Below are 20,908 nucleotides of genomic sequence, written 5' to 3'. Positions count from 1 at the left end.
GCCGCGGCCCGGTTGGCCGGCCGGCCCAGCGCCGCGCGGGAGGTCTCGCGCAACAGGACGGCCGCGCGGAAGGCGGCGGTGGCCGCGGCCCCGTGCCGGCGGCCGTAGAGCCGCACCCGGTTGAGGGTGAGCAGCGTCCACAGACGCGGGGAGACCTGCGAGTCCCCGCCGAGGTGGACGGCCGAGGCCTCGGGTTCGAGCCGGGTGGCGAAGCCGCGGTCGCGGGCCCGCAGGCAGTACTCGGTCTCCTCCGAGTACAGGAAGAAGGATTCGTCCCAGGCGCCGCAGGCGTCCAGGCAGTCACGGGAGAGGGCCATCAGCGCCCCGGTCGCCCAGTCGGTGACGGTCGCCCGCGCGTACGCCGACGGGTCGGTCACCAGCTCGCTCCACCGCGGGAAGCGGCCCGCCCGCCGGTTGCCGATCACCGCCTCGCCGAGGGCGCGCGTCACCCGGGATTCGCGGCGCAGCGAGTGCTGGAGCGTGCCGTCCTCCTCGTACAGCAGCGGGACGCTGATCCCGACGCGGCGGCCGCCGGACAGCGGGGCGTCGAGCGCGTCGACGAGGAGCCGGGCGCAGCCGCGCCGCATGCGGACGTCCGGGTTGCAGACCAGGGCGGCCCGGAGGTTGCCGTACCGGGCGGTGGCGGCGTCGAGGGCGGCGTTGACTCCGGCCGCGTAGCCGGCGTTGCGGCCGGTCTGGACGACCGTGGCGTCGGGGGCCAGCGACCGGACGAGGTCGACGGTGCCGTCGGCGGAGTCGTTGTCGGCGACGACCAGGTGCCAGTCGAGGCCGGCCATGCCCTCGGGCAGGGAGGCCAGGAACTCGGGGAGCACCCAGGCGCTGTTCCAGGTGACGACGAGGACGGCTACGGGACCGGGACCCGGGACGGGGTGGCGGGAGGACATGCGGGCTCCGTGGTTGGGGGCTGCGGCGTGGCACGCCGGAGGAAGCCGAGGTGGCTGCCCCCGGCGGCGATCGTCAGGAAGAACATCCCGGCGAACATCGGGAAGCTGAGGGCGTCGAAGGTGGCGCTGCTGACCAGGGCGACGAGGGCCGAGGCGAAGTAGGCCTGGCCGAGCTCGCGGTCGGACTCGCGGGTGGCGAGGCGGCGGACGGCGCCGCCCTGGTGGATCCCGGTGAGGAACAGCGCCAGGAGGGCGGCGAGGCCCAGCAGGCCCATCTCGGCCAGGGTCAGCATGTACTGGTTGTCGGTGAAGAAGTACAGGTCGGGGGTGAAGGTGCCCAGGCCCCGCCCGAACAGCGGGCGCTCCTCGAGGTAGGGCACGATCGCGGTGTACTTGACGGTGCGGGCCTGGGTGCTGCTGTCGGAGTTGGACAGGAACGACCCGAACAGCGTGGTGATGGTGCCGATCAGCCCGGGTACGAGGACCTTGAAGCAGGCGACCGAGCCGAGCAGCAGGCCGATCGCGGTCCAGCGGCGCTGCGGCTTCCAGCGCGGCACCATCACCAGCACCACGATGAGCGCGCCGATGATGGAGGTCCGCGAGACCGTCAGCGGCAGGGCGCCTCCCATCAGCACCACCGGTCCCCAGCGGCGCCAGGCGCGCAGGTGGGCGCGGACCGGGTCGAAGGCCTGCTGCACGGCGAAGGGCAGGAGCAGGGCGAGCATGCCGCCGAACTCCAGGGGCTGCGCCGTGGTGGAGCGGGGCCGGGTGAACGCCCCGCGGTCCAGGGTGGTGATCTTCGCGACGCTCGACTGGAGGCCGGGGATGTCGATGTGTTCGGCGATGTTGCTGGCGGTGAAGAAGTCGTAGTAGCCGATGGCCGCGACGATCGCAGCCATCACGACGGCCCGGCGCAGCAGTACGTCGAGGCGGGCGCGGTCCTGGATGCCGGCGGTCACGAGCACCACGAGCGACACCCACACGAGCAGGCCGATCAGGCCGCGGTCGGCCCCGAGGACCTCCTTGTGGGAGCTGCCGCGGACCGCGTTGGCCAGGTACGAGGCCAGTACGGACACGGCGAGGAGCCACATCACGACGCGGGGCAGCCGGGTGCCGGGGGCGGGCCGGACGCGGCCGGTCATCCAGGTGGCCAGGTACCAGAACAGGCCCAGCAGCGCCCACACGTTGGCGGGGGTGCCGACCCCGCCCAGCCCGGGCAGGGTCAGGTTCGAGGGGATGAAGAAGGCCAGGGCCAGGTAGCCGGTGAGGACCGCGGCGGCGTCCAGCTGCCGGGTGCGGGGCCGGCGGCGCAGGCGCCGCTTCCTCGGCTGCTGCCCGGCCGCGGCCGCCGCGGCGGTGGCCTCGCGGCGTCGGCGGCGGAACGCCGCCAGGGTCTCGGTCACGAAGGAGAGCACGAATCCGGCGGTGAAACCGGCGATGACCACGGCCAGCACCTGTTGGTAGCGGCTCTTCAGCTGCGGCTTGGGGGTCTGCGGCAGCACGACGGGCGCGGTCTGCACGAAGTAGGCGGGCTCCACCTTGGAGGCGGCCTGCAGCGCGTTGAGCTGCTCCCCCGCGAACGTGGTGAGGGTGTTGGTCTCCTTGAGCACCTTGGCCCGGTCCGGGCCGGTGACGGTCAGGGTCAGCATCGGGCCCGAGGTGTTCGCGGCGAAGCCGACCGTGTACGGGTCGGTCACGCCGAGCCCCTGCAGGTCCCGCGCGGCGTCGGCGCCCGACAGGGTCCTGATCAGCACGTCCGCGGTCACGACCAGCGAACCGCCCGCGTTGGAGATGGGGTTGCCGAAGGCGGGGGCCAGCTCGGCCACGGCCGCGGAGTCCAGCAGGGCCACCGAGCTCTGGGACTGGTACTCCACGGGCACCGACCGGTACAGGTGCAGGCCCGCGAGGAGGCCGAGGAGGGTCAGGGAGACCATCACGTACCAGCGGCGCCGGAGCACCGCGACGATCTCGCCGATGCTCACGGGCGCCCCCCGCGCGGCCGGGAGCGAGCTACCGGAACCGATGGCGGGCCGCCGCGGGTCCTGGAAGGATCGAGCGCGACGGAAGGAATCCTGTGTCGCCTGGTGAGTTGTTCCGCACGCTGCGCCGCCGCTGGTACGTCCTCGTGGTCGCGGCCGTCCTCGCGGCCGCCGGGGCCGTACAGGTGCTCCGCCCCGAACCCACCTACGTGAGCTCGGCGATCGTGGTGGTCAAGCCGCCGGTGACCGGCGCCCACCCGAACCAGCTCGCCAACCTCCAGCCGCCGCTGGCCGCCGTCTCCTATGCGGCGGTGCAGCAGCTGGAGGCGCCGGCCGGGGCGGCCGAACTGCGCGCCGCCGGGGTGCGGGGCACGTACCGGCTGATCCCCCGCAACAGCGGCACCAGCGTCACCCCCCGCTATCTGATCCCCTCGCTCCAGGTGCAGGCCGAGCACGGCGACCCGGCCGCGGCCGACCGGGCCGTGAAGACGATCGCCGAGGTGTACACCAGGCACGTCGCGGACCTGCAGGCCGGGCAGCAGATCCCGGAGGCGGCCCGGATGAGCGTGTCCGTGCTGGTGCCGCCGACGCCGGTGGAGCAGACCGGCACCAAGAGCCGCGGGCTGGCCGGGGCGGCACTGCTGGCCGCGGTGTGCGGGGTGGCCGGCGCCCTGTGGACCGACCGCCTGCTGACGCGCCGGAACCGGCGCCGGCGCGAGGACGCCGACACCGGTTCCGGGGCCCCGGTGCAGGACCCGCCCGGGGGCCGGGTGCCGGTGGGTGCGCCGGCCCGCTGAGGAAGCGGGCCGGCGCTGCGGGGCTGCCCCGCGGAGGGGGCGGTGGTGCTGATGGTTCATCAAATCCCTCGGCGCTTCCAGGACTGCCACCACAGCCACTCGCGGCCCCGGTCGGCGACGGCCGAGAGCACCAGCGGCTGGAGGTACGGCATCGTGCGGGCCCCGATCCGCCGGCGCAGCCGCAGCGCCCGGTACTCGCCGAGCGAGGTGTAGCCCGGCAGGCACTCGGCGGCGAACGCCTCCAGCTCCTCGACCGGTACCACGGCGGTGCGGCCCCGGTCGTAGGCGCGGTAGGCCCGGCGCAGCGCGTACCGGGCGAGCCGGGTGCGGGCCGCGACCGACAGCCGGTCCTTGTCCGGCAGCAGGTCGCCGCACTTGTCCAGGACGGCGTCGAAGGCGACGAGGCGCTGGCGCAGGTCGTCGAGCTGTCCGCCGAAGTCGGTGGTGGACATGTTGTTGCCGTGGACGCGGTAGAAGGCCTGGTCGGCCCCGCGGACGTAGCCGACGTCGGCGTGCGCCGCGAGCCGCATCCACATCTCGATGTCGCCGGCGTGCGGGAGTTCGGGGTCGTAGCCCCCGACCTTGCGCTGGAGGCTGGTGCGGACGACCACCTCGGGCGAGGTGATGCACCCGGTGCCCTCGCGGAAGCGCCGCTCCAGCCACCAGTGCCCGGGGTAGACCACGGATCCGGTACTGCGGGTGCGGGCCGCGGGGAGCGGTCCGCCGTGCCGGAACCGCAGCGGCCTGCCGTAGGCGAAGCCGGCCTCGGGGTGGGCGTCGAGCAGGGCGGCGGCGCGCACCAGGGCACCGGGGACCAGCCGGTCGTCGGCCGACAGCAGGGCGACGTAGTCCCCGTCGGCCCACTCCAGCAGGCCTTCGTTGTAGGTGGCGATGTGGCCCCGGTTGCGCTCGTGGACGTGCACCTCGATCCGCGGGTCGGCGGCCGCGAGACCGCGGGCCACGTCCGCCGAGTCGTCGGGGGAGGCGTCGTCGATGATCAGGACGCGGACGTCGACGCCCTGCTGCTCGTCCAGGACGCTGCGGACGCAGTCGGCCAGGAAGTGGCCGTACTTGTAGCAGGGGATCACGACGCTGACGGTGCTCACTGGCCGGTCACCTCCGTGGATCCGTCCGCCGCGAGGGAGGCCGGGGCGGTGGTGGTGAAGACCGGGCCGACCCAGTAGTTGACCGAGCCGTAGGTGTGGGTGGGGAAGGCGGCGGACGCGCCGTATGTGTAGAGGCCGTTGCCGCTGCCGGGAGCATCGGCCGGGGCGACCAGCGGGTAGGAGCGGTGGGCCGCGGTGAAGTAGCCGCCGTCGACCGCGTACTTGCCGCCCGGGGCGTGGTAGGAGGCGACGTAGGTGGTGCCGGCGGTGACGGGCACGGGTGTGGCGAAGTGGAGCTGCTGCCAGCCGGAGAGGGTCTCGCTGCCGAAGGTGCCGGTGGCCAGCAGGGTGCCGTCGGCCTTCCACAGGCTGCCGGTGTGGGTCCCGGTGTTCCCCGCGCCCTTGTAGAAGGTGATGCCGCTGACGTAGCCGTTGACGGCGGACTGGAAGCGGGTGCCCAGTTCGACGGAGTTGGTGTCGTCGGTGACGCTCGCGGTGGCCGGCTCGGCGGTGGCGCCCCACAGGGTGCAGGGGCAGTTCACCGCGGGCGGGCTCGTACTGGTGGTGAAGTTCCAGGTGACCGGGGCGGCCATGGCGTTGCCCCACAGGTCGGAGGCCTGGACCGAGGCCGTGTACGTGGTGTTCAGCGCGAGTTCGGTGGACGGGGTGAAGGTGGCGCTGTTCGCGGCGCCGAGGACCTTGCTGCCCGGGACGGTCGCACCGGCCGGGTCCTTCAGGGTGAAGGCCAGGGTGTCGGCGTCGATGCCCTCGTTGAAGGTGGCCTTGACCTCCGCCGTGATCGCGGTGCCGATCGCCGCGGACTGCGGGGTGGTGGCCGTGACCGTGGGCGGGGTGGTGCTGGCGGTGGCGGTGTCCAGGACGGCGTCGACCCAGTAGTTGCTGCCGTTCGCGGCCGTGGACGGGAACCCGCCGGTCGCGCTGTAGCGGTAGACGCCGTTGCCGCCGTCGGTGCCGCTGCGCAGGGCGGTCAGCGGGGCGAGGCCCGCGTCGGCCGAGGCGAAGGTGTTGTCGAAGGAGTACCCGCCCTTGGGGGCGAAGTAGGAGGCGATGTACGTGGTGTTGGCCTTGACCGGGACCGGAGAGGAAAAGTTCAGCTGCTGCCAGCCGGACGCGGTCTCGTTGGTGAAGGTGCCCGTGGCCAGGCGCTGGCCGGTGCTGCTCCACAGGCTGCCCGTGTGGGTGCCGGTGTTCGCCGGGGACTTGTAGAAGCGGACGCCGGTGATCGAGCCGGGGACCGAGGAGCGGATCTTCACGCCGAGTTCGACGGCGCTGCCGTCGCCGGCGTTGACGGTGCCGGGCACGGCCGCGGCCGGCCAGACGGTGCAGGGGCACTGCTGGGGCCCCACGGTCAGCGGCACGGTGGTGGTGGCGCCGATGTTGACGCTGTCGTCCACCGCGCGAACCTTGATCTGCGCGGACCCGGGCGTGGTCGGGGTCCACTTGTAGCTCCAGGAGCCCACGCCCGTGGCCGCCTTCCAGGTGGTCCCGCCGTCGGTGGAGACCTCGACGCGGGCCACCACGCCGCCGCCGCTGTCGGTGGCGGTGCCGGTGATGGTCACGGGGCGCAGCGCCGGCACGGTGGCGTTCGCCGCCGGGTTGGTGACGGTGACGGCCGGGCCGGTGGTGTCGGTGGACGCGGTCGCCGCGACCAGGTTGGTCTGCAGGGACTTGGGCTGGACGCCCATGTCGGCGAAGACGTTCACCGTGGCCTGCTGCATCCGCTTGTCCTCGGTGACCACCGTGGTGTCGGGGTCGCCGGTGGGCATGTTGGTCAGGCCCCAGGACCACTGGACGGTGGCGGTGCCGAAGACCAGGGCGTGCGAGGTCTGGTCGCGGAAGGCGACCAGGCTGTGGGTGGCGGTGCCGTTGCCGTAGGTGTTGCCGTAGTCCAGGCGCAGCTTGCCGTCGTTGATGTCCACGGTGGTGGAGGACAGCTGGATCTGGCCGGGCGGGCGGGCCGCGTCCTCGACGTCGCTGTCCCATTCGTAGCCGAGGGTGCCGGTCGGGAAGGTGGCGGTCTGGGACGGGGTCAGGCTCGCGACGCTGGTGTTGCGCCACAGCCGCATCTTGGCGAACTGGCCGGGGACGGTGATGGCGTCGCTGCGGTAGCCGTTGACGCTGAACAGGGTGCCGGTGAGCTGGTTCTGCGGCTGGTAGGGCCGACCGTTGGTGGAGCTGGCCGGGTCCATGAAGGTGCCGGTCCAGGTGCCGCTGGGGTCGGGGATGCCGTTGGGCTGGGGGAAGGACAGCTTGGTCTCCTTGTAGCAGACCAGGGTCCGGTTGGCGGTGTTGGCGCCGTCGATGCTCGGGGCGAGGCGGGTCTTCCAGAAGATCTCGTTGCCGCTGAAGTACGTCTGGTGGACGCCTGCCTTGCGGGCGTTCAGGGCGTTGGTGAACTGCTCCTGGGTCCAGTACTCGTCGTGCCCGGAGGACATGAAGACCTTGTGGTTCTGCAGCTGGGTCGCGCCGCGGGTCGACATGTCGATTCCGGAGATGTAGCTGACGTCGTAGCCGTTGCGTTCCAGCCAGGACAGCATCTGGAACTCGGAGCCGTAGATGCCGTTCTCGCCGCCGATGTCCATGGGCCGGTTGTAGCTGACCTCGTAGGCGCGGCCGTCGGGGGCGGGTCCGCCGCCGTCGTAGAGGTCCTGGCCGCCGTAGTTGTTGTACGCCTGCCAGGTCTGGTCGCTGGTCTGCACGACGATGTCGGAGTGGCTGGAGTCGTTGCGGACGACGAAGGGGTAGGGCATGACGCCGTTGCCGTCGGCCTGGTCGAAGTTGGCGATGTACACGCCGGAGACGGCGTCGGCGGGCACGGTCCACGTCGAGGTGACGGGCCAGTTGCCGCAGTCCACCAGGCCGGTGGCGGCCTTGGTGGTGCAGGAGCGCGGGTTGCCGCCCGGCAGGAAGTTCGCCGGGTAGGTCTGGGCCGTCTGCGCCGCGGTCGACATCAGGCGGGCCCCGTTGCCCCCGTAGTAGCCCAGCCGGTAGACCGAGACGTGGTACGGGGTCGGCGACTGGATCTTGAACTGCACGGTGTCGCCCGCCTGGACGCTCATCTGGGCGCTGAAGCCCTTGATGTCGCCGTAGGCGCTGGGCGCGAACCAGTCGGACATCGGTGTGCCCGGCTTGGAGTTCTCGCAGACGACCGCGTTCATGCCGGGACCGCAGGGGTCCGCCGCGCCGGCGACCGCGGCCGGAGGGAGGACCGTGGCCATCAGCGCCGCGATCACGGTGAAGAGGCCGTACCTGAGCAACCTTGTCCGTCTGTTCATCTGTACCTCTTGTCTGTGCTGTGTCAGCGCAGGGCGTCGGTGAGCGCGTCCACGACCCGCTGCTGCTGGGCAGCGGTGATCTGCGGGAAGAGCGGGAGCGAGAGCATCCCGTCCGCGGCCCGCTCGGCGTGGGGGAAGTCGCCTCGGCCGTGGCCGAGGTGGCGGAAGGCGGCGGTGAGGTGGACCGGGGCCGGGTAGTGCACGCCGGCGCCGATCCCCTCCGCGTTGAGCTTGCCGACGACGGCGTCGCGGTCCGCGTCGTGGACCCGTACGACGTACAGGTGCCAGACGTGGACGTTGCCCTCGGCGGTGGCGGGCAGGGTGAGGCGTCCGGCGGCCGCGAGGCCGCCGAGCAGCTCGTCGTAGCGGGCGGCGGCGGCGCGGCGGGCGGCGTTGCCGTCGGCGAGCCGGGCCAGCTTGGCGCGGAGCACCACGGCCTGGAGGCCGTCCAGGCGGCTGTTGAAGCCGGCGGTGTCGTGCTGGTACTTGGCGGTGCCGCCGTGGTTGGCGAGCGCGCGGACGAGGTGGGCGGTGTCCTCGTCGTCGGTGACGACGGCGCCCGCGTCTCCGTACGCGCCCAGGTTCTTGCCCGGGTAGAAGCTGGTCGCGGCGATGGTGCCGCTGCCGGGGGTGCGGCCGCCCCGGCTCGCTCCCTGGCTCTGGGCGGCGTCCTCGACGACTCTGGCCTGCGCGGGGAGCTGGGCGGCCAGCTCGGCCGCGGGGGCGCACTGCCCGTACAGGTGGACCGGGACCACGGCGCGGGTGCCGGGGCCGACGGCGTCGAGCGCGGCCTGCAGGTCGATCAGCAGGGTGTCGGGGAGGCAGTCGACCAGGACCGGGCGGGCCCCGATGCGGGCGACCGCGCCGGCGGTGGCGATGAAGGTGTTGGCGGGCAGCACCACCTCGTCCCCGATGCCCACGCCGGTGGCGCGCAGGGCGAGTTCGAGGGCGTCGGTGCCGTTGGCCACGCCCACGCAGTGCCCGACCCCGGCGAAGGCGGCGTACTCGCGCTCGAAGGCGCGGACCTCCTCGCCGCCGATGAAGGCGGTGCCCGCCAGCACGCGCTCGAATCCGGCCCGTACTTCCTCCGCGACCTCGGCGTGCGCCGCCTTCAGGTCGACGAGCGGTATCTGGTTCATCCGGCTGTGCTCCCCTTGCGTGTCTGCGGCCTTGCGTCGGCCGTCTCCTTGCCCAACTCGACCGGTTCCCCGGCGCGCAGTTCCTCCAGGGCGGGGCGGCCCGCCGCGCGCAGCCGGCGGGCGGGGCTGCCGGCCCACACCTCGCCGGGCGGCACGTCGGCCAGGACCGTGCTGCCCATCCCGGTCAGCGACCAGGCGCCGACCGTGGTGTACTCCCGGACCAGGGCGCCCGCGCCGACGTACGCGCCCCGCTCCACCCGGACGCCGCCGCCGAGGCGGACCCCGGAGGCGAGCGTCGCGAAGTCGGCGACGGTGTCGTCGTGGGTGAGGACGGTGTGCGGCATCACCGCCACGTGCGCCCCGACCCGTACGGCCGCGGTCAGGGCGCAGTGCGCCAGCAGGACCGATCCCGGGCCGAGCACCGAGGACGCCGAGACCGCGGCGGTGGGGTGGACCACCGTCGCGTAGCGGCTCGCGGGCAGCCCGAGGCGCCGCACCAGGCGGGCCCGTACGGCGTAGTCGCGCGGGCTGCCGACGCAGACCACCACCGCGGCCTCGGGCAGCTCGTGCACCAGGTCCGAGCCGCCCAGGACGGGCACTCCGTCGACCTCCTTGCCGTGCAGGGCCGGGTCGTCGTCCAGGTGGCCGGCGACCCGGCGGCGCGGGGCGCGGCCGAGTGCCAGGTCAGCGGCGGCCGCGGCCCGTACGGCCTGGGCGGTCTCACGGGCGAAGCCGCCCGCGCCGACGATCAGCAGGGGCTCGGTGCCCGTCCCGGGCGGGTCCCCGGCGCCCACCGCGGTCATCCGGCCGCCTGTTCGCGCAGCACTCCCACGACCCGGTCCTGCTGCTCCTCGGTCATGGAGTGGAACAGCGGCAGGATCAGCGAGTTGCGGGTGATCCGCTCGGTGACCGGCAGCGGGGCCGCGCCGTGGCCGGCGTACGCCGGTTCCAGGTGGGCGGCCATGATGCCGCGCCGGGCCGAGATCCCGGCCTCGGCGAGGGCGGCGAGGAGCTCGTCCCGGCCCACGGGGAAGTCCTCGGCGAGCAGGACCCAGTACGACTGGAAGTTGCCCTCGCCGTACCCGGGGTCGCGGACCGGGCGCAGGCCGGGGAGACCGGCCAGCGCCTGCGCGTACCGGGCCGCAAGCCTCCGCCGGCGGGCCACGATCTCGTCCAGCTTGCGCAGTTGTACGAGTCCGACCGCGGCCTGGATGTCGGTCATCCGGTAGTTGTAGCCGACCTCGAGGTAGCTCTCGGCGATGGGCTTGCTGCTGGCGTGCCGCTGTGCCGCGGACACGTTCATGCCGTGCTCGCGCAGCCGGCGCAGGCGCTCCGCCCACTGCGCGTCGTCCGTGGTGACCATGCCGCCCTCGCCGGTGGTGATCACCTTGCGGGGGTGGAAGGACCAGGCGGCGAGCAGGGCTCCGTGGCCGACGGACTTGCCGCCGACGGTGGCGCCGATGCCGCAGGCCGCGTCCTCCAGCAGGGCCACGCCCCACTCGGCGCAGGCCGCGCGCAGGGCGTGCACGTCGGCCGGCACCCCGCCCTGGTGGACGGCGAGGACCGCCTTGGTGCGCGGGGTGCGCACGGCGTCGACGGTGGCCGGGGTGAGGTTCCCGGTGGCCTCCTCGACGTCCGCGAAGACCGGGCGGGCGCCCAGGTAGCGCACCGCGTTGGCGGTGGCGATGAACGAGAGGGAGGGCACGACCACCTCGTCGCCGGGGCCGAGGTCGAGCGCGATCAGCGCCAGGTGCAGGGCGGTGGTGCAGGAGCTGACGGCGATGCCGTGCTCGGCGCCGACCCGCTCGGCGAAGGCCCGCTCGAACTCCGCGACGCGCGGGCCCTGGGCCACCCAGCCCGAGAGCACCGCGTCGGCGGCGGCCCGGGCCTCCTCCTCGCCGAGCCAGGGGATCATGACGGGGATGCGGGCGGGCGGGGCGTCGCTCGGGGTCTCACGGGTACCCTCGGCGTCGGGGGCGCTCATCGGCCGGCCTCCCCGGCCGCGTCGGCGGCGCGCTCGGCCCGCCACCACTCCACCAGGTCCCGCAGTCCGGTGCGCAGGTCGATGCCGGCGGTGAAGCCGAGCCGCTGCGCGGCCTGCGAGGTGTCCGCGAGGCGGCGGGTGACACCGTTCACGGACCGGGCCGGGCCGTGCACCGGGGCCATGCCGTCCGCGCCCATGGCCTCCAGCAGCCCGACGGCCAGTTCGAGCAGGCTGGTCTCGGTGCCGCTCGCGACGTTGAACACCTCGTCGGTCAGGTCCGATTCGGCGGCCAGCAGGTTGGCCCGGGCGATGTCGCGGACGTGGACGAAGTCCATGGTCTGGGTGCCGTCGCCCAGGATCAGCGGCGGCTCGCCCGCGGCGATCCGCTCCATCCAGCGGATCAGCACCTCGGTGTACAGCCCGTGGATGTCCATCCGGGGGCCGTACACGTTGAAGTAGCGCAGGGCCACGTAGTCCAGGCCGTACATGGCGTGGAAGCTGCGCAGCATGCCCTCGTTGAAGGCCTTGGCCGCGCCGTAGAAGGTGTCGTTGTTGTACGGGTGGTGGCGCTCGGTGGTCGGGAAGGACTCCGCGAGCCCGTACACCGAGGCCGAGGACGAGGCGATCACCTTGCCGACTCCGGCGGCCGCCGCGGCCTCCAGCACGTTGAACGTGCCGTCGACCATGACCTCGTTGGCCAGCCGCGGCTCCTCCGCGCACTGGGTGATCCGGATGGCGGCCAGGTGGAACACCAGGTCGGTGCCCTCGGTCGCCTTGCGCACGGCGGCCGCGTCGCGGATGTCCCCCTCGACGACGTCCACGACGCCGCTCGGCAGGGCGCGGGCCAGGTTGGCGGTCCTGCCCCGGACGAAGTTGTCGAGGACGACGACCTCGCGCGCCCCGTTGTCCACCAGCAGGTCCACCACGTGCGAGCCGATGGTGCCCGCCCCTCCGGTGACCAGGATCCTCTTGCCTCGTACGCTGCTCAACGCCTTGCCCCCACTGGTTCGGTCATGTCGTGCGGTGTGATGCGGTGGTTCGGTTTGCCGTGTGCCGGGTGCTGTGGTGCCGGGTGCTGTGGTGCCGTGGCGGTCAGCGCCCGGTGCGCAGTCCTACGACGGCGCCGCGGAACTCCAGGCTCCGGGAGGCGGCTTCCAGGATGTCGAGTACCTGCAGGCCGGCCCGGCCGTCGGTGAGCGGGGGCCGCCCGCTCCTGATCGCGGCGGCGAACTCCTCGACCATGCTGCGCAGGGCCTCCTTCTCGCCCAGCGCGGGTGCCACCATGTCGCCGGTCCGGTAGGAGACGAGCATGTCGCGGCGCTCGTCCTCGCCGATCTCCTGCGGGGCCGTCAGGTCCACCCCGCGGTCGAAGAGGGCGATGCGCTGGGCGGGGTTGAGGTCGTCCCAGACCAGGGTGCGCTTGGAGCCGCCGACCATGGTCGTGCGGACCTTGACCGGGGAGAGCCAGTTGACGTGGACGTGGGCGATGGCGCCGGTGCTGAGCTGGAGGGTCAGATAGGCGACGCAGGACTGGCCGGCGCCGATCGGGTCCGCCCCGTGCGCGGCGACGGCGACGGGCCGTACGTGCTCGGGGAGGATGAAGTCGAGTACCGAGAGGTCGTGCGGGGCCAGGTCCCACAGGACGTCGATGTCCTTCTGGACCAGGCCAAGGTTGATCCGGACCGAGTCGAAGAACTGGACGTCGCCGAGCTCGCCGGAGCGGACCAGCTCACGGATCCGGGAGACGGCGGGGGTGTAGCAGTAGGTGTGGTCGCACATGAGGGTCAGGCCGCGCTCCTCGGCCTCGGTGACCAGCCGGAGGCCGTCCTCGTAGGTGGCGGCGAGCGGCTTCTCCACCAGGACGTGCTTTCCGGCGCGCAGGGCGGCCAGGGCGACGTCGAGGTGGGTGCCGGCGGGGGTGGCCACGGCGACCGCCCGGACGGCCGGGTCGGCGAGGACGGCCTCGTAGTCGGAGGTGGCCTGGACCGTGGAGTACCGGCCGAGGACCTGCCGGGCGCGGTCCACGTTCAGGTCGACGAGCCAGCGGAGCCGGAACTCCGCACTGGCCTGGAAGTTGCGGACGAGGTTGGGGCCCCAGTAGCCCGCTCCGACGACGGCCACGCCTAACGGCTCGACCGGCGCCGGCCCTGCGGCTCCGGCGCTCCGCCCGGCGTCCTTCGCAGCGTCCTTCGCGGTGTCCTTCACAGCGTTTCCCTTCCTTCCGGGCACGCCCGGGGGCGTGTCGACAACCCGTGGCCGGGACGCGTGCGAAGGAAGTGCGCAGGAAACGCCGGGGAAGGCTGTGCCGCCGACGGCGGCGGTCCGGGCGCCTGCGCGCCGGTCGTCCTCCGCCGGGCGGTGGTGGCCCCCCACGGCCGATGCCCCACGTGTTGCACGTACTTCCGCCCCCCGGCCGTGCCGGCGCCCCTCGCACCGGTCCGGCCACGGGCAGGCGGCCTGTTTCCCCCACGCCGCCGAACCCGTTCCTACCCCAACTGCCCTGCTCCCGTTGGATTCCGGTGCCGTACGGGCACGCCGAATCCGGTCGGCTGCGTTCAATCTAGACCACCGCGCCTACGCCCGTGGAGAGTTGACGGAAACGGTCTGTACCGGCGTTCGAGCGTGCATACTTCCGGGGTGACCAGCATCGTGATACCGGCCCACAACGAGGGCCGGGTCATCGGCCGTCTCCTCGACGCGCTCCTGGCCGACCCCGATACCGATGCCGGTGCCGGTGCCCCGGCGGCGGCCGGACCTGACATCGTCGTCGTCTGCAACGGCTGTACGGACGACACCGCGGCGGTGGCGGGCGCGCGCGGCCCCCGGGTGCGGGTGGTGGAGATCCCGACCCCGTCCAAGCACACGGCACTGCGCGTCGGCGACGAGCACGCCCGGGGCTTCCCCCGGCTGTACGTGGACGCCGACGTCGAGCTCGGGGCGGCCGACGTCAAGGCCCTGGCCGGCGCGCTCGCCGCCGGCCGGGGGCTGCTCGCGGCGGCCCCCGGCCGCGACATCCCGCTGGTGGGCTGCGCCTGGCCGGTCCGGGCGTACTACCGGGTCTGGCAGCGGCTGCCGGCCGTCCGCGAGGGCCTGTTCGGGCGGGGGGTGATCGCGGTGACCGAGCCGGGGCACGCGCGGATCGCCGCCCTGCCCCCGCTGATGGCCGACGACCTCGCCGCGTCGCTGGCCTTCGGGCCGGGCGAACGGCAGGTGGTGGAGGCGGCCCGGGTGGTGGTGCACCCGCCGCGGACCTGGGGCGACCTGATCCGGCGGAAGGTGCGGGCGGCGACCTCGTCCGCCGAGCTGGAGCGGTACCAGGCCGCGCAGGCCCCGCAGACCTCGCAACCGTCCTCCGGGGAGGGCGCGGCCGCTGCCCCGTCCGCGCGCACCGGGACGGGAGACCTGCGGGCCCTGCTCCGGGCCCAACCGCGGCTGCTTCCCGGCGTGCTGGTGTTCGTCGCGGCGGCGCTGGCCGCTCGGCGGGGATCCCGCAGGGCCATCCGCAGCGGGGACTTCTCCACCTGGCTGCGCGACGAGAGCAGCCGGCAGCGCTGAGCCCGCGGGCGGTGGCGGGGCGAGGGCTGAGCCCGGCCGGGCTGGGCTGCGTCGGGCCGGGCCGGCCTGGGCCGATCAGGCCGTATGCCACCCGGGTGGCCCGTACAACCATTAGGGTGCCCCTCGCACGTGCGAGTGATCGAACCCCGTCCGTCGTCTGCACCCGGGAGCTCCAGCGCATGTACCTCGCGGACCGCTCCGCGCCCGCCGGCGCGAAGACGCCACCGCCGCCGAACGGGGGCCCCGCGCCCGGCCGGCGCCGCGCCGTCGCCCCCGCCGTCCTGGCGCTGGGGACGGTCAGCCTGATCACCGACGTCTCCTCCGAGATGGTCACCGCGGTCCTGCCGCTGTACCTGGTGGCGGGGCTGGGCCTGAGCCCGCTCGGCTTCGGCGCGCTCGACGGGGTCTACAACGGGGTCAGCTCGCTGGTGCAGTTGACCGGCGGGCACCTCGCCGACCGGGTCCGCAACCACAAGCTGATCGCCGGGATCGGCTACGGCCTGTCCGCGCTGTGCAAACCGCTGCTGCTCCTCGCGCACGGCCTCGGCTCGATCGGCCTGGTCCTCGCCCTGGAGCGCACCGGCAAGGGCCTGCGCACCGCCCCGCGCGACGCGCTGATATCCCTGTCCGCACCTGCGGCGTTACAGGGCCGCGCCTTCGGTGCGCACCGGGCCATGGACACCACCGGGGCCCTGCTCGGACCGCTCGCCGCCTTCTTCATCCTGAACGCGGCAGTGGGCGGCTACGACGCCGTCTTCGGCGTCAGCACCTGCGTCGCCGTGCTCGGGGTCGTGGTGCTCGTGCTGTTCGTTCCGTCCGGCGCGGCCGTCGCCGTACCCGCTGCCGGGCCCGCGCCGGGCCGGCCGGAGGCGGTCAACCTGCGGGCGGCCGCGGGCCTGTTGCGGCTGCCCCGGCTGCGCGCCCTGGCCGTATGCGCCGCCCTGCTGGGCCTGACCACCGTCAGCGACGCCTTCCTGTACCTGCTGCTCCAGGAGCGGACCGGCATCGCCGAGCAGTGGTTCCCGCTGCTGCCGCTCGGCACCGCCGCGGTGTTCCTGCTGCTGGCCGTGCCGACCGGGGCGCTCGCCGACCGGGTCGGGCGCCGCACCGTGTTCCTGACCGGCCACGCCCTCCTGCTCGCGGGGTACGGGCTGCTGCTGTGGGCCCCGCGCTGGCCCGTGCTCCCGTACCTCGTCCTCGCGCTGCACGGCATGTTCTACGCCGCCACCGACGGGGTCCTGCCCGCCGCCGTCGCCGCGACCGTGCCCGCGCGGCTGCGGGGAACCGGCCTCGCGCTCGTCGGCACCGGCCAGGCGCTCGCCCGCTTCGGCTGCTCGCTGGCCTTCGGGACCGCGTGGACGGTGTGGGGTGCCGCTCCGGCACTCGCCGCGGCCGCGGCCGGCCTGTGCTGCTGCGCGGCCGTCGCCGGCTTCGTCCTCCGTCCGGCGGCCCCCGCGGACGCCCCTGACGCCGACGCCGACCTGGATCCCGCACCCGACCCGGACGCAGGCCGCCTGCCCCGACCTCCCCGACGCCCCCGAGGACACCGATGACGCGCAACCGCCGACTGCTGATCCTCGCACTGGCCGTGCTGCTCCTCGGGGGCCTCGGCACGACGATGGTGCTGCGGGCCGCCGCCCGCGCCGAGCAGACCCGGGAGGGCGATCCGACGGTCGCCCAGGGGCGGGTCACCCTCGACCGCAAGGACGGGCTGCTGTTCCTCAACGGCGCACCGGGCCCGCACCGCGGCGCCCTCGTCTCCGTCCCGGGCCGGACCCCGCAGGGGGAGCGCGCCGCCTCGGACCTGTCCTGTCGGCGCTTCCACGCATCCGCCGGCATCGGGGTCTGCCTGGACTCCCGGCCGGGCGCGCTCGCCCAGGACAACCAGGCCCGGATCGTCGACTCCGGGCTGCGGACGCTGCACAGCTTCCCGCTGGCCGGCACGCCTTCCCGGGCCAGGGTCTCCCCCAGCGGCCACTTCGCCGCCTGGACCGTCTTCGTCAACGGGGAGTCGTACGGCGCCGCGTTCTTCTCCACCCGCACCGCGATCGTGGACACCCGTACCTGGACCCTGGAACCGGATCTGGAGAAGTTCTCCATCGAGCTGGACGGCCGGCCGTACACCTCGGGGGACGTGAACTTCTGGGGCGTCACCTTCTCCAAGGACGACGACACCTTCTACGCCACCCTGGGCACGGCCGGCCAGACCTACCTGGTCAAGGGCTCGATCGCGCGGCGCAGCGTCACCGCCCTCGCCCGGAACGTGGAGTGCCCGTCGCTGTCGCCGGACGAGACGCGGGTGGCGTACAAGAAGCGGGTGGCCCGGGGTGCTTCGCTGTGGCGCGAGCACGTGCTGGACCTGCGGACGCTGCGCGAGCAGCCGCTCGCGGAGAAGCGCAGCGTGGACGACCAGGCCCTCTGGCTCGACGACCGCACCCTGGCCTACGCCCTGCCCGCCGACGGCGCGCCGGACACCAGCGACCTGTGGACCGTCCCCGCCGACGGGTCGGGCGAGGCGCGCCTGCTGACCCCTGCGGCCTCGTCCCCGACCCGGCTCGGCTGACCGCGGCGGGCCGGTCAGCGCGCGGCTCACATGCCCGGGCCCCAGCCCGATTCGTCCCAGAAGCGGAGCTGGCGCTGCTTGGGCAGCTCGGACAGGCGGGTCACCTCGGGTCCTCCGAGGATCAGGGCGGTGGGGCGGCCGGGGGCGAAGGCGGGCAGGGCGGAGGTCCGGCCCGTGGACGGCACCCCGGTACGGGCGAAGGAGGCGACCAGGTCGATGAAGGTGTCCGAGACGGTCCGCTCGAGGTCGGTGTCGCCGAAGACCGGCGCCTGGCTCGGCAGCCGGTGGGTGCCGAACAGGAACCTGGACGTGGCCTCGTGCGGGGTCCCGAAGTGCGGGGCGTGGACCGGGTGGGCGAACTCCGTCACGTACACGGGGGAGGTGCCGGTGCGGGCGTGCCGTTCCGCAAGGCGGACCACGGGCCGGCGAAACAGGCTGTCGCCCCACACCTCGGTCCACAGGGAGAGCGGGTCGGCGGGCAGCGCTTCGTCGAGAGCGGCGCTGCGGTAGTCGGCCACGCACCGGGCCACCAGGTCGTCGGACACCTCGGGCGCGCCCCTGAGCAGGCAGGCCCGGACGGCGGCGTGCAGCTGCTCCTCGTTCGTCGGGGCCGGGGAGGGGGACGGGGAGGCGGGGCCGGTGAAGAAGGAGCCCTCGGTCGCGGTGTGGACGGAGAGGACCGGCACCCGTGGCGTGGACAGTTCGTGGTCGTAGCCCCGCATCCAGTGCCCGTCGACGACCGGGCCGCGGTAGGTGCGCCCGCTGCCCAGGGCCCGCTGCTCCGGGCGGCCCGCGAAGAACTGCTCCCAGGCGGACTTCAGGCGGGCCGCATCGGCGTGGCGCAGTCCCGCGACGGTGGTGCCGAGGGCCGCGGCGAGGCGTTCGTACGCACTGACGGAGTCCTCGGGGGTGAGGGCCATCGCGGGCGTCCATACGTGGGCGGCGCTGATCGGCACGATCCGGCGGACCACCGGGCGCAGTTCGGGCAGCAGGGCCAGCTGCCAGGTGCTGGAGCCGCCGGCGGAGGTGCCGGCGAGGGTGATGTTGTCGGGGTCGCCGCCGAAGGCGCGGGCGTTGGCCCTGACCCAGTGCAGGAGGGCGGCCTGGTCCTGGAGGCCCCAGTTGGCGTGGTGGCCGGTCTCGGGGTCGGCGAGGTCGGGGTGCGAGCCCCAGCCCAGGGCGCCGAGCCGGTAGTTGAAGGTGATGACGACCAGGTCGCCCCGGTCGGCGAGGCGCTGCCCGTCGTACACCTCCTCGCTGCCGGCGCCGAGGAACCAGCCGCCGCCGTGGACGTAGACGAGGACCGGCCGGGAGCCGGCGGTGTCGGGGGTCCAGATGTTCGCGTAGAGGGAGTCCTCGCTGCTGCCGGGCAGGACGGACTGGTAGGAGGGGCTGGAGAAGGCGGTCGCCTCGCGGACGCCGCGCCAGGGGCGGGGCGGGCGGGGGGAGGCGAAGCGCAGCGGGCCGACGGGCGGTGCGGCGTACGGGACCCCGCGGAACACGGCGGTCCGGCCCTCGGTGGTGCCGGCGACCAGGCCGGCGGTGGTACGGGCGACGGGGCGGCTCCCGTCGCCGGTTGCCGATGCGGCTCTGGTTGCCGTTCTGGTTGCGGCTCCGGCGGCCGGTGCTCCCGCGGTCGCGGCGACGGCCACGGCCGCTGCGGCGCCGGTCAGCAGCGTACGGCGGGACGGCAGGGCGGGGGTGGACATGCGGTCCCCTTCTCTCGGTGGGTGGCTCGGCGGATTTCTTGGGGGGTTGATCGGCGGGTGGCGGGCGGCCGACCCCGAGCCTGCGCAGGGGAGGCGGCCAGCGGCAACGATCCGCGGGTCAGTTGATCAAGTGCCGCGGCGCCGGGCCCGACCCATCCGGTGGTGCCACGACTCCGAAGGAACAGAGGAACTGCCGTCTGTGCGCGGCGAGTCGAGCGGCGGAGGTATGCAGTGGATCACCACAGGCCCGCCGTGGCGGGCGGCGGCTCGGCCGACCGGCCCGCCCTCGACGTCCTCGGCGGCATCGCCGAGCACGGCGCCGTCCTGCTGCTGCCCGGGCGGTGCTGCGGGTGGTCCGTGGAGCCTTCGCCCGGGACCGTTCTGCCCTCGCTGCGCATGCGTCCGTTCGCGGCGGCGGTCCTGCGCGCCACGCACCGCGAGCGCGTCCTCGTCGGCCGTGTCCGCTACCGCCACCGGGGCCGGCACACCGACCTGGCGGACCCGGTCCATGACGCCCGCCGGGCCCTGCGGGAGCTCCGCGAACTCGTCGGCCCGCTTCCCGTGGTGCTGGTCGGCCACTCCGCGGGGGCCCGCGCGGCGCTGGCCGCCGCCGGCGATCCGTACGTCCAGGGGGTGGTCGCGCTCGCCCCGTGGTGCCCGCCGGGCGTGCCGGTCGGCCATCTGCGGGGCCGGCGCGTCATCGCCCTGCACGACGAGGCGGACCGGGTCACCCGGGCCGTCGACACCTGGTCCTACCTCGCGCGGGCCGACGCTGCCGGTGCCCGTGTCCTCGGTATCGCCATGCCGCACGGCGGCCACGCCATGCTCCGCACCGCGCGCGACTGGCACCGCCTGACCGCGGCCTTCGCGGCGGCGATGTTCGGCCTGGCTCCGTTCCCCGTGCCCGCGTACGGTCGTTGAGGCCTCGATGTCGCGGGCCGGGATCTACAGAGTCCTGCCGACAGGGGGAGGAAGAGGCATGGGGGCACGGGGCGGTTCAGGCGGGTCCGGGCGTCACGGCGTGCCGCGTCGCAGTGTGCCGCGTCGCAGTGTGCCGCGTCGCAGTGTGCTGCGTTGCCTGGCGCTCGGTGCGCTCGCCCCGGCGGCGGCCGCGTGCGGCGAGGAGGGCGCGCCGGAGAGCCTCGGCTTCGCCGACATCGGGGACCATGCGCCGGCGGCCTGGCTGCTTGGCCTGTGGCAGGTCGAGGACGCACACGGCGGCCGGCGGCTGCTGTACGTACTGCCCCAGGGCACGTGGCGCATCCAGGCCGACGGCACGGAGACGGACTCCGGCCGGTGGCGGCTTCAGGACGGCCAGCTCACGTGGACCGTCGACGGCGGAAGGCCCGGCGCCGTGGAGGGGGTCCCGGACACGGTGGGGGCGGCCCTGTCGAAGGACTACCGGCTCTCGGGCGGCCCGGCCGGAGGCTACGGCAGCGTGCGGGTCCGGTACGGCAAGGGCCGTGTGCTGCTGGCCTTTTCGGGGGACGGTGGCGGGCGCTCCCCCGGCCCTACCGTCAGCTTCACCTGGCTCGACGACGGTACGAAGTGCGGCAACGGCTGTGACTCGCCCGAGCGCAGGATGCACCTGCGGGGTCCCGGCTGACGGCCTGCTTGCTATCCTCGCGCGCCGCCGGTCGGGCGGCCGGGGACGGGAAACGGGTGGGACGGGTGGGACGGGACGGGGAGGGCATGCCGGCTCCGCTGACGGCGCCGGCGGACGTGGCCGCAGCGGCCGAGGAGCTCATCGCCGGGGACGGCGGGAGCCCGGCGGCCTACGAAGCACTGCTGGACGCGGTCTTCGCCGACCCCGTCACCGGCATCGTCGCCGAGGCCCGCCTCGACTACACCTACAGCCCCGGCCGCGCCCAGACC

General features: G+C 74.2%; 16 protein-coding genes and 1 pseudogene. 7 read left to right on the top strand and 10 right to left on the bottom strand.

Annotated features, from left to right (window positions below; translation table 11 throughout):
- Both AB0F11_RS33695 and AB0F11_RS33690 read right to left on the bottom strand, forming a co-directional pair.
- On the bottom strand, window positions 1-905 hold a 905-nt coding region (locus AB0F11_RS33695), incomplete at its 3' end, for a glycosyltransferase family 2 protein (RefSeq protein WP_362182187.1).
- On the bottom strand, window positions 866-2,887 hold the full coding sequence (locus tag AB0F11_RS33690) for an O-antigen ligase family protein (protein ID WP_362182184.1): 2,022 nt from the start codon (window positions 2,885-2,887) through the stop codon (window positions 866-868). The genes AB0F11_RS33695 and AB0F11_RS33690, both read right to left, overlap by 40 nt.
- Before the next feature lie 92 nt (window positions 2,888-2,979).
- Here AB0F11_RS33690 and AB0F11_RS33685 point away from each other — a divergent pair, with 92 nt between their 5' ends.
- On the top strand, window positions 2,980-3,681 hold the full coding sequence (locus AB0F11_RS33685) for a hypothetical protein (RefSeq protein ID WP_362182181.1): 702 nt from the start codon (window positions 2,980-2,982) through the stop codon (window positions 3,679-3,681).
- Between the two features lie 59 nt (window positions 3,682-3,740).
- Here the strand turns inward: AB0F11_RS33685 and AB0F11_RS33680 are convergent, their stop codons facing one another.
- From AB0F11_RS33680 to AB0F11_RS33650, 7 genes are all read right to left on the bottom strand, one after another.
- Window positions 3,741-4,787 (bottom strand): glycosyltransferase, encoded by a 1,047-nt coding sequence (locus tag AB0F11_RS33680; RefSeq protein WP_362182178.1) that lies wholly within the window; start codon window positions 4,785-4,787, stop codon window positions 3,741-3,743.
- The gene (locus AB0F11_RS33675) at window positions 4,784-8,083 is read right to left on the bottom strand and encodes a DUF4082 domain-containing protein (protein ID WP_362182175.1); all 3,300 of its coding nucleotides are present in this window, start codon (window positions 8,081-8,083) and stop codon (window positions 4,784-4,786) included. The genes AB0F11_RS33680 and AB0F11_RS33675 overlap by 4 nt, the downstream gene beginning before the upstream one ends.
- 23 nt (window positions 8,084-8,106) lie before the next feature.
- Window positions 8,107-9,222: a DegT/DnrJ/EryC1/StrS family aminotransferase gene (locus AB0F11_RS33670; RefSeq protein WP_362182172.1), complete on the bottom strand. Its 1,116-nt coding sequence runs from the start codon at window positions 9,220-9,222 to the stop codon at window positions 8,107-8,109.
- Window positions 9,219-10,025 carry an acetyltransferase gene (locus AB0F11_RS33665; protein ID WP_362182169.1) on the bottom strand — a complete coding sequence of 269 codons (807 nt, stop codon included), beginning with the start codon at window positions 10,023-10,025 and terminating at the stop codon, window positions 9,219-9,221. Before AB0F11_RS33665 ends, AB0F11_RS33670 begins: the two co-directional genes overlap by 4 nt.
- Window positions 10,022-11,206, bottom strand: coding sequence for a DegT/DnrJ/EryC1/StrS family aminotransferase (locus tag AB0F11_RS33660; protein ID WP_362182166.1), 1,185 nt, complete (start codon window positions 11,204-11,206; stop codon window positions 10,022-10,024). Before AB0F11_RS33660 ends, AB0F11_RS33665 begins: the two co-directional genes overlap by 4 nt.
- On the bottom strand, window positions 11,203-12,195 hold the full coding sequence (locus AB0F11_RS33655; protein ID WP_362182163.1) for an NAD-dependent epimerase/dehydratase family protein: 993 nt from the start codon (window positions 12,193-12,195) through the stop codon (window positions 11,203-11,205). Before AB0F11_RS33655 ends, AB0F11_RS33660 begins: the two co-directional genes overlap by 4 nt.
- Window positions 12,196-12,298: 103 nt before the next feature.
- On the bottom strand, window positions 12,299-13,411 hold the full coding sequence (locus tag AB0F11_RS33650) for a Gfo/Idh/MocA family oxidoreductase (RefSeq protein ID WP_362182160.1): 1,113 nt from the start codon (window positions 13,409-13,411) through the stop codon (window positions 12,299-12,301).
- A 432-nt stretch (window positions 13,412-13,843) separates the two neighbouring features.
- Here AB0F11_RS33650 and AB0F11_RS33645 point away from each other — a divergent pair, with 432 nt between their 5' ends.
- The 3 genes from AB0F11_RS33645 (at window position 13,844) to AB0F11_RS33635 (ending at window position 17,324) form a co-directional block, all read left to right on the top strand.
- The gene (locus AB0F11_RS33645) at window positions 13,844-14,761 is read left to right on the top strand and encodes a glycosyltransferase family A protein (RefSeq protein WP_362182157.1); all 918 of its coding nucleotides are present in this window, start codon (window positions 13,844-13,846) and stop codon (window positions 14,759-14,761) included.
- A gap of 179 nt (window positions 14,762-14,940) precedes the next feature.
- Window positions 14,941-16,314, top strand: coding sequence for an MFS transporter (locus AB0F11_RS33640; RefSeq protein ID WP_362182190.1), 1,374 nt, complete (start codon window positions 14,941-14,943; stop codon window positions 16,312-16,314).
- Entirely contained in the window at window positions 16,311-17,324 is a 1,014-nt protein-coding gene (locus tag AB0F11_RS33635) for a TolB-like translocation protein (protein ID WP_362182154.1), read from the top strand. Before AB0F11_RS33640 ends, AB0F11_RS33635 begins: the two co-directional genes overlap by 4 nt.
- 26 nt (window positions 17,325-17,350) lie before the next feature.
- Here the strand turns inward: AB0F11_RS33635 and AB0F11_RS33630 are convergent, their stop codons facing one another.
- Complete coding sequence (locus AB0F11_RS33630) at window positions 17,351-19,033, bottom strand: carboxylesterase family protein (RefSeq protein ID WP_362182151.1); 1,683 nt, start codon at window positions 19,031-19,033, stop codon at window positions 17,351-17,353.
- A gap of 231 nt (window positions 19,034-19,264) precedes the next feature.
- Between AB0F11_RS33630 and AB0F11_RS33625 the strand changes: the two genes are divergently transcribed.
- From AB0F11_RS33625 to AB0F11_RS33615, 3 genes and pseudogenes are all read left to right on the top strand, one after another.
- Window positions 19,265-19,954: an alpha/beta hydrolase gene (locus AB0F11_RS33625; RefSeq protein WP_362182148.1), complete on the top strand. Its 690-nt coding sequence runs from the start codon at window positions 19,265-19,267 to the stop codon at window positions 19,952-19,954.
- A gap of 130 nt (window positions 19,955-20,084) precedes the next feature.
- Entirely contained in the window at window positions 20,085-20,639 is a 555-nt protein-coding gene (locus AB0F11_RS33620) for a hypothetical protein (protein WP_362182144.1), read from the top strand.
- Between the two features lie 65 nt (window positions 20,640-20,704).
- Window positions 20,705-20,908 (top strand): annotated as a pseudogene (locus tag AB0F11_RS33615) (hypothetical protein); the annotation flags it as partial.

Source organism: Streptomyces sp. NPDC032472 (genome assembly GCF_040636955.1).
Taxonomy (GTDB): Bacteria; Actinomycetota; Actinomycetes; order Streptomycetales; family Streptomycetaceae; genus Streptomyces.
Note: the sequence above shows the minus strand (reverse complement) of the source record. Positions and strands in the feature narration are given on the sequence as shown.

What these genes read in the sequence shown, in the direction of transcription:
- AB0F11_RS33630 (WP_362182151.1), bottom strand. Translation starts at nt 19,033, where the DNA reads ATGTCCACCCCCGCCCTGCCGTCCCGCCGTACGCTGCTGACCGGCGCC.
- AB0F11_RS33675 (WP_362182175.1), bottom strand. Translation starts at nt 8,083, where the DNA reads ATGAACAGACGGACAAGGTTGCTCAGGTACGGCCTCTTCACCGTGATC.
- AB0F11_RS33670 (WP_362182172.1), bottom strand. Translation starts at nt 9,222, where the DNA reads ATGAACCAGATACCGCTCGTCGACCTGAAGGCGGCGCACGCCGAGGTC.
- AB0F11_RS33665 (WP_362182169.1), bottom strand. Translation starts at nt 10,025, where the DNA reads ATGACCGCGGTGGGCGCCGGGGACCCGCCCGGGACGGGCACCGAGCCC.
- AB0F11_RS33660 (WP_362182166.1), bottom strand. Translation starts at nt 11,206, where the DNA reads ATGAGCGCCCCCGACGCCGAGGGTACCCGTGAGACCCCGAGCGACGCC.
- AB0F11_RS33635 (WP_362182154.1), top strand. Translation starts at nt 16,311, where the DNA reads ATGACGCGCAACCGCCGACTGCTGATCCTCGCACTGGCCGTGCTGCTC.
- AB0F11_RS33640 (WP_362182190.1), top strand. Translation starts at nt 14,941, where the DNA reads ATGTACCTCGCGGACCGCTCCGCGCCCGCCGGCGCGAAGACGCCACCG.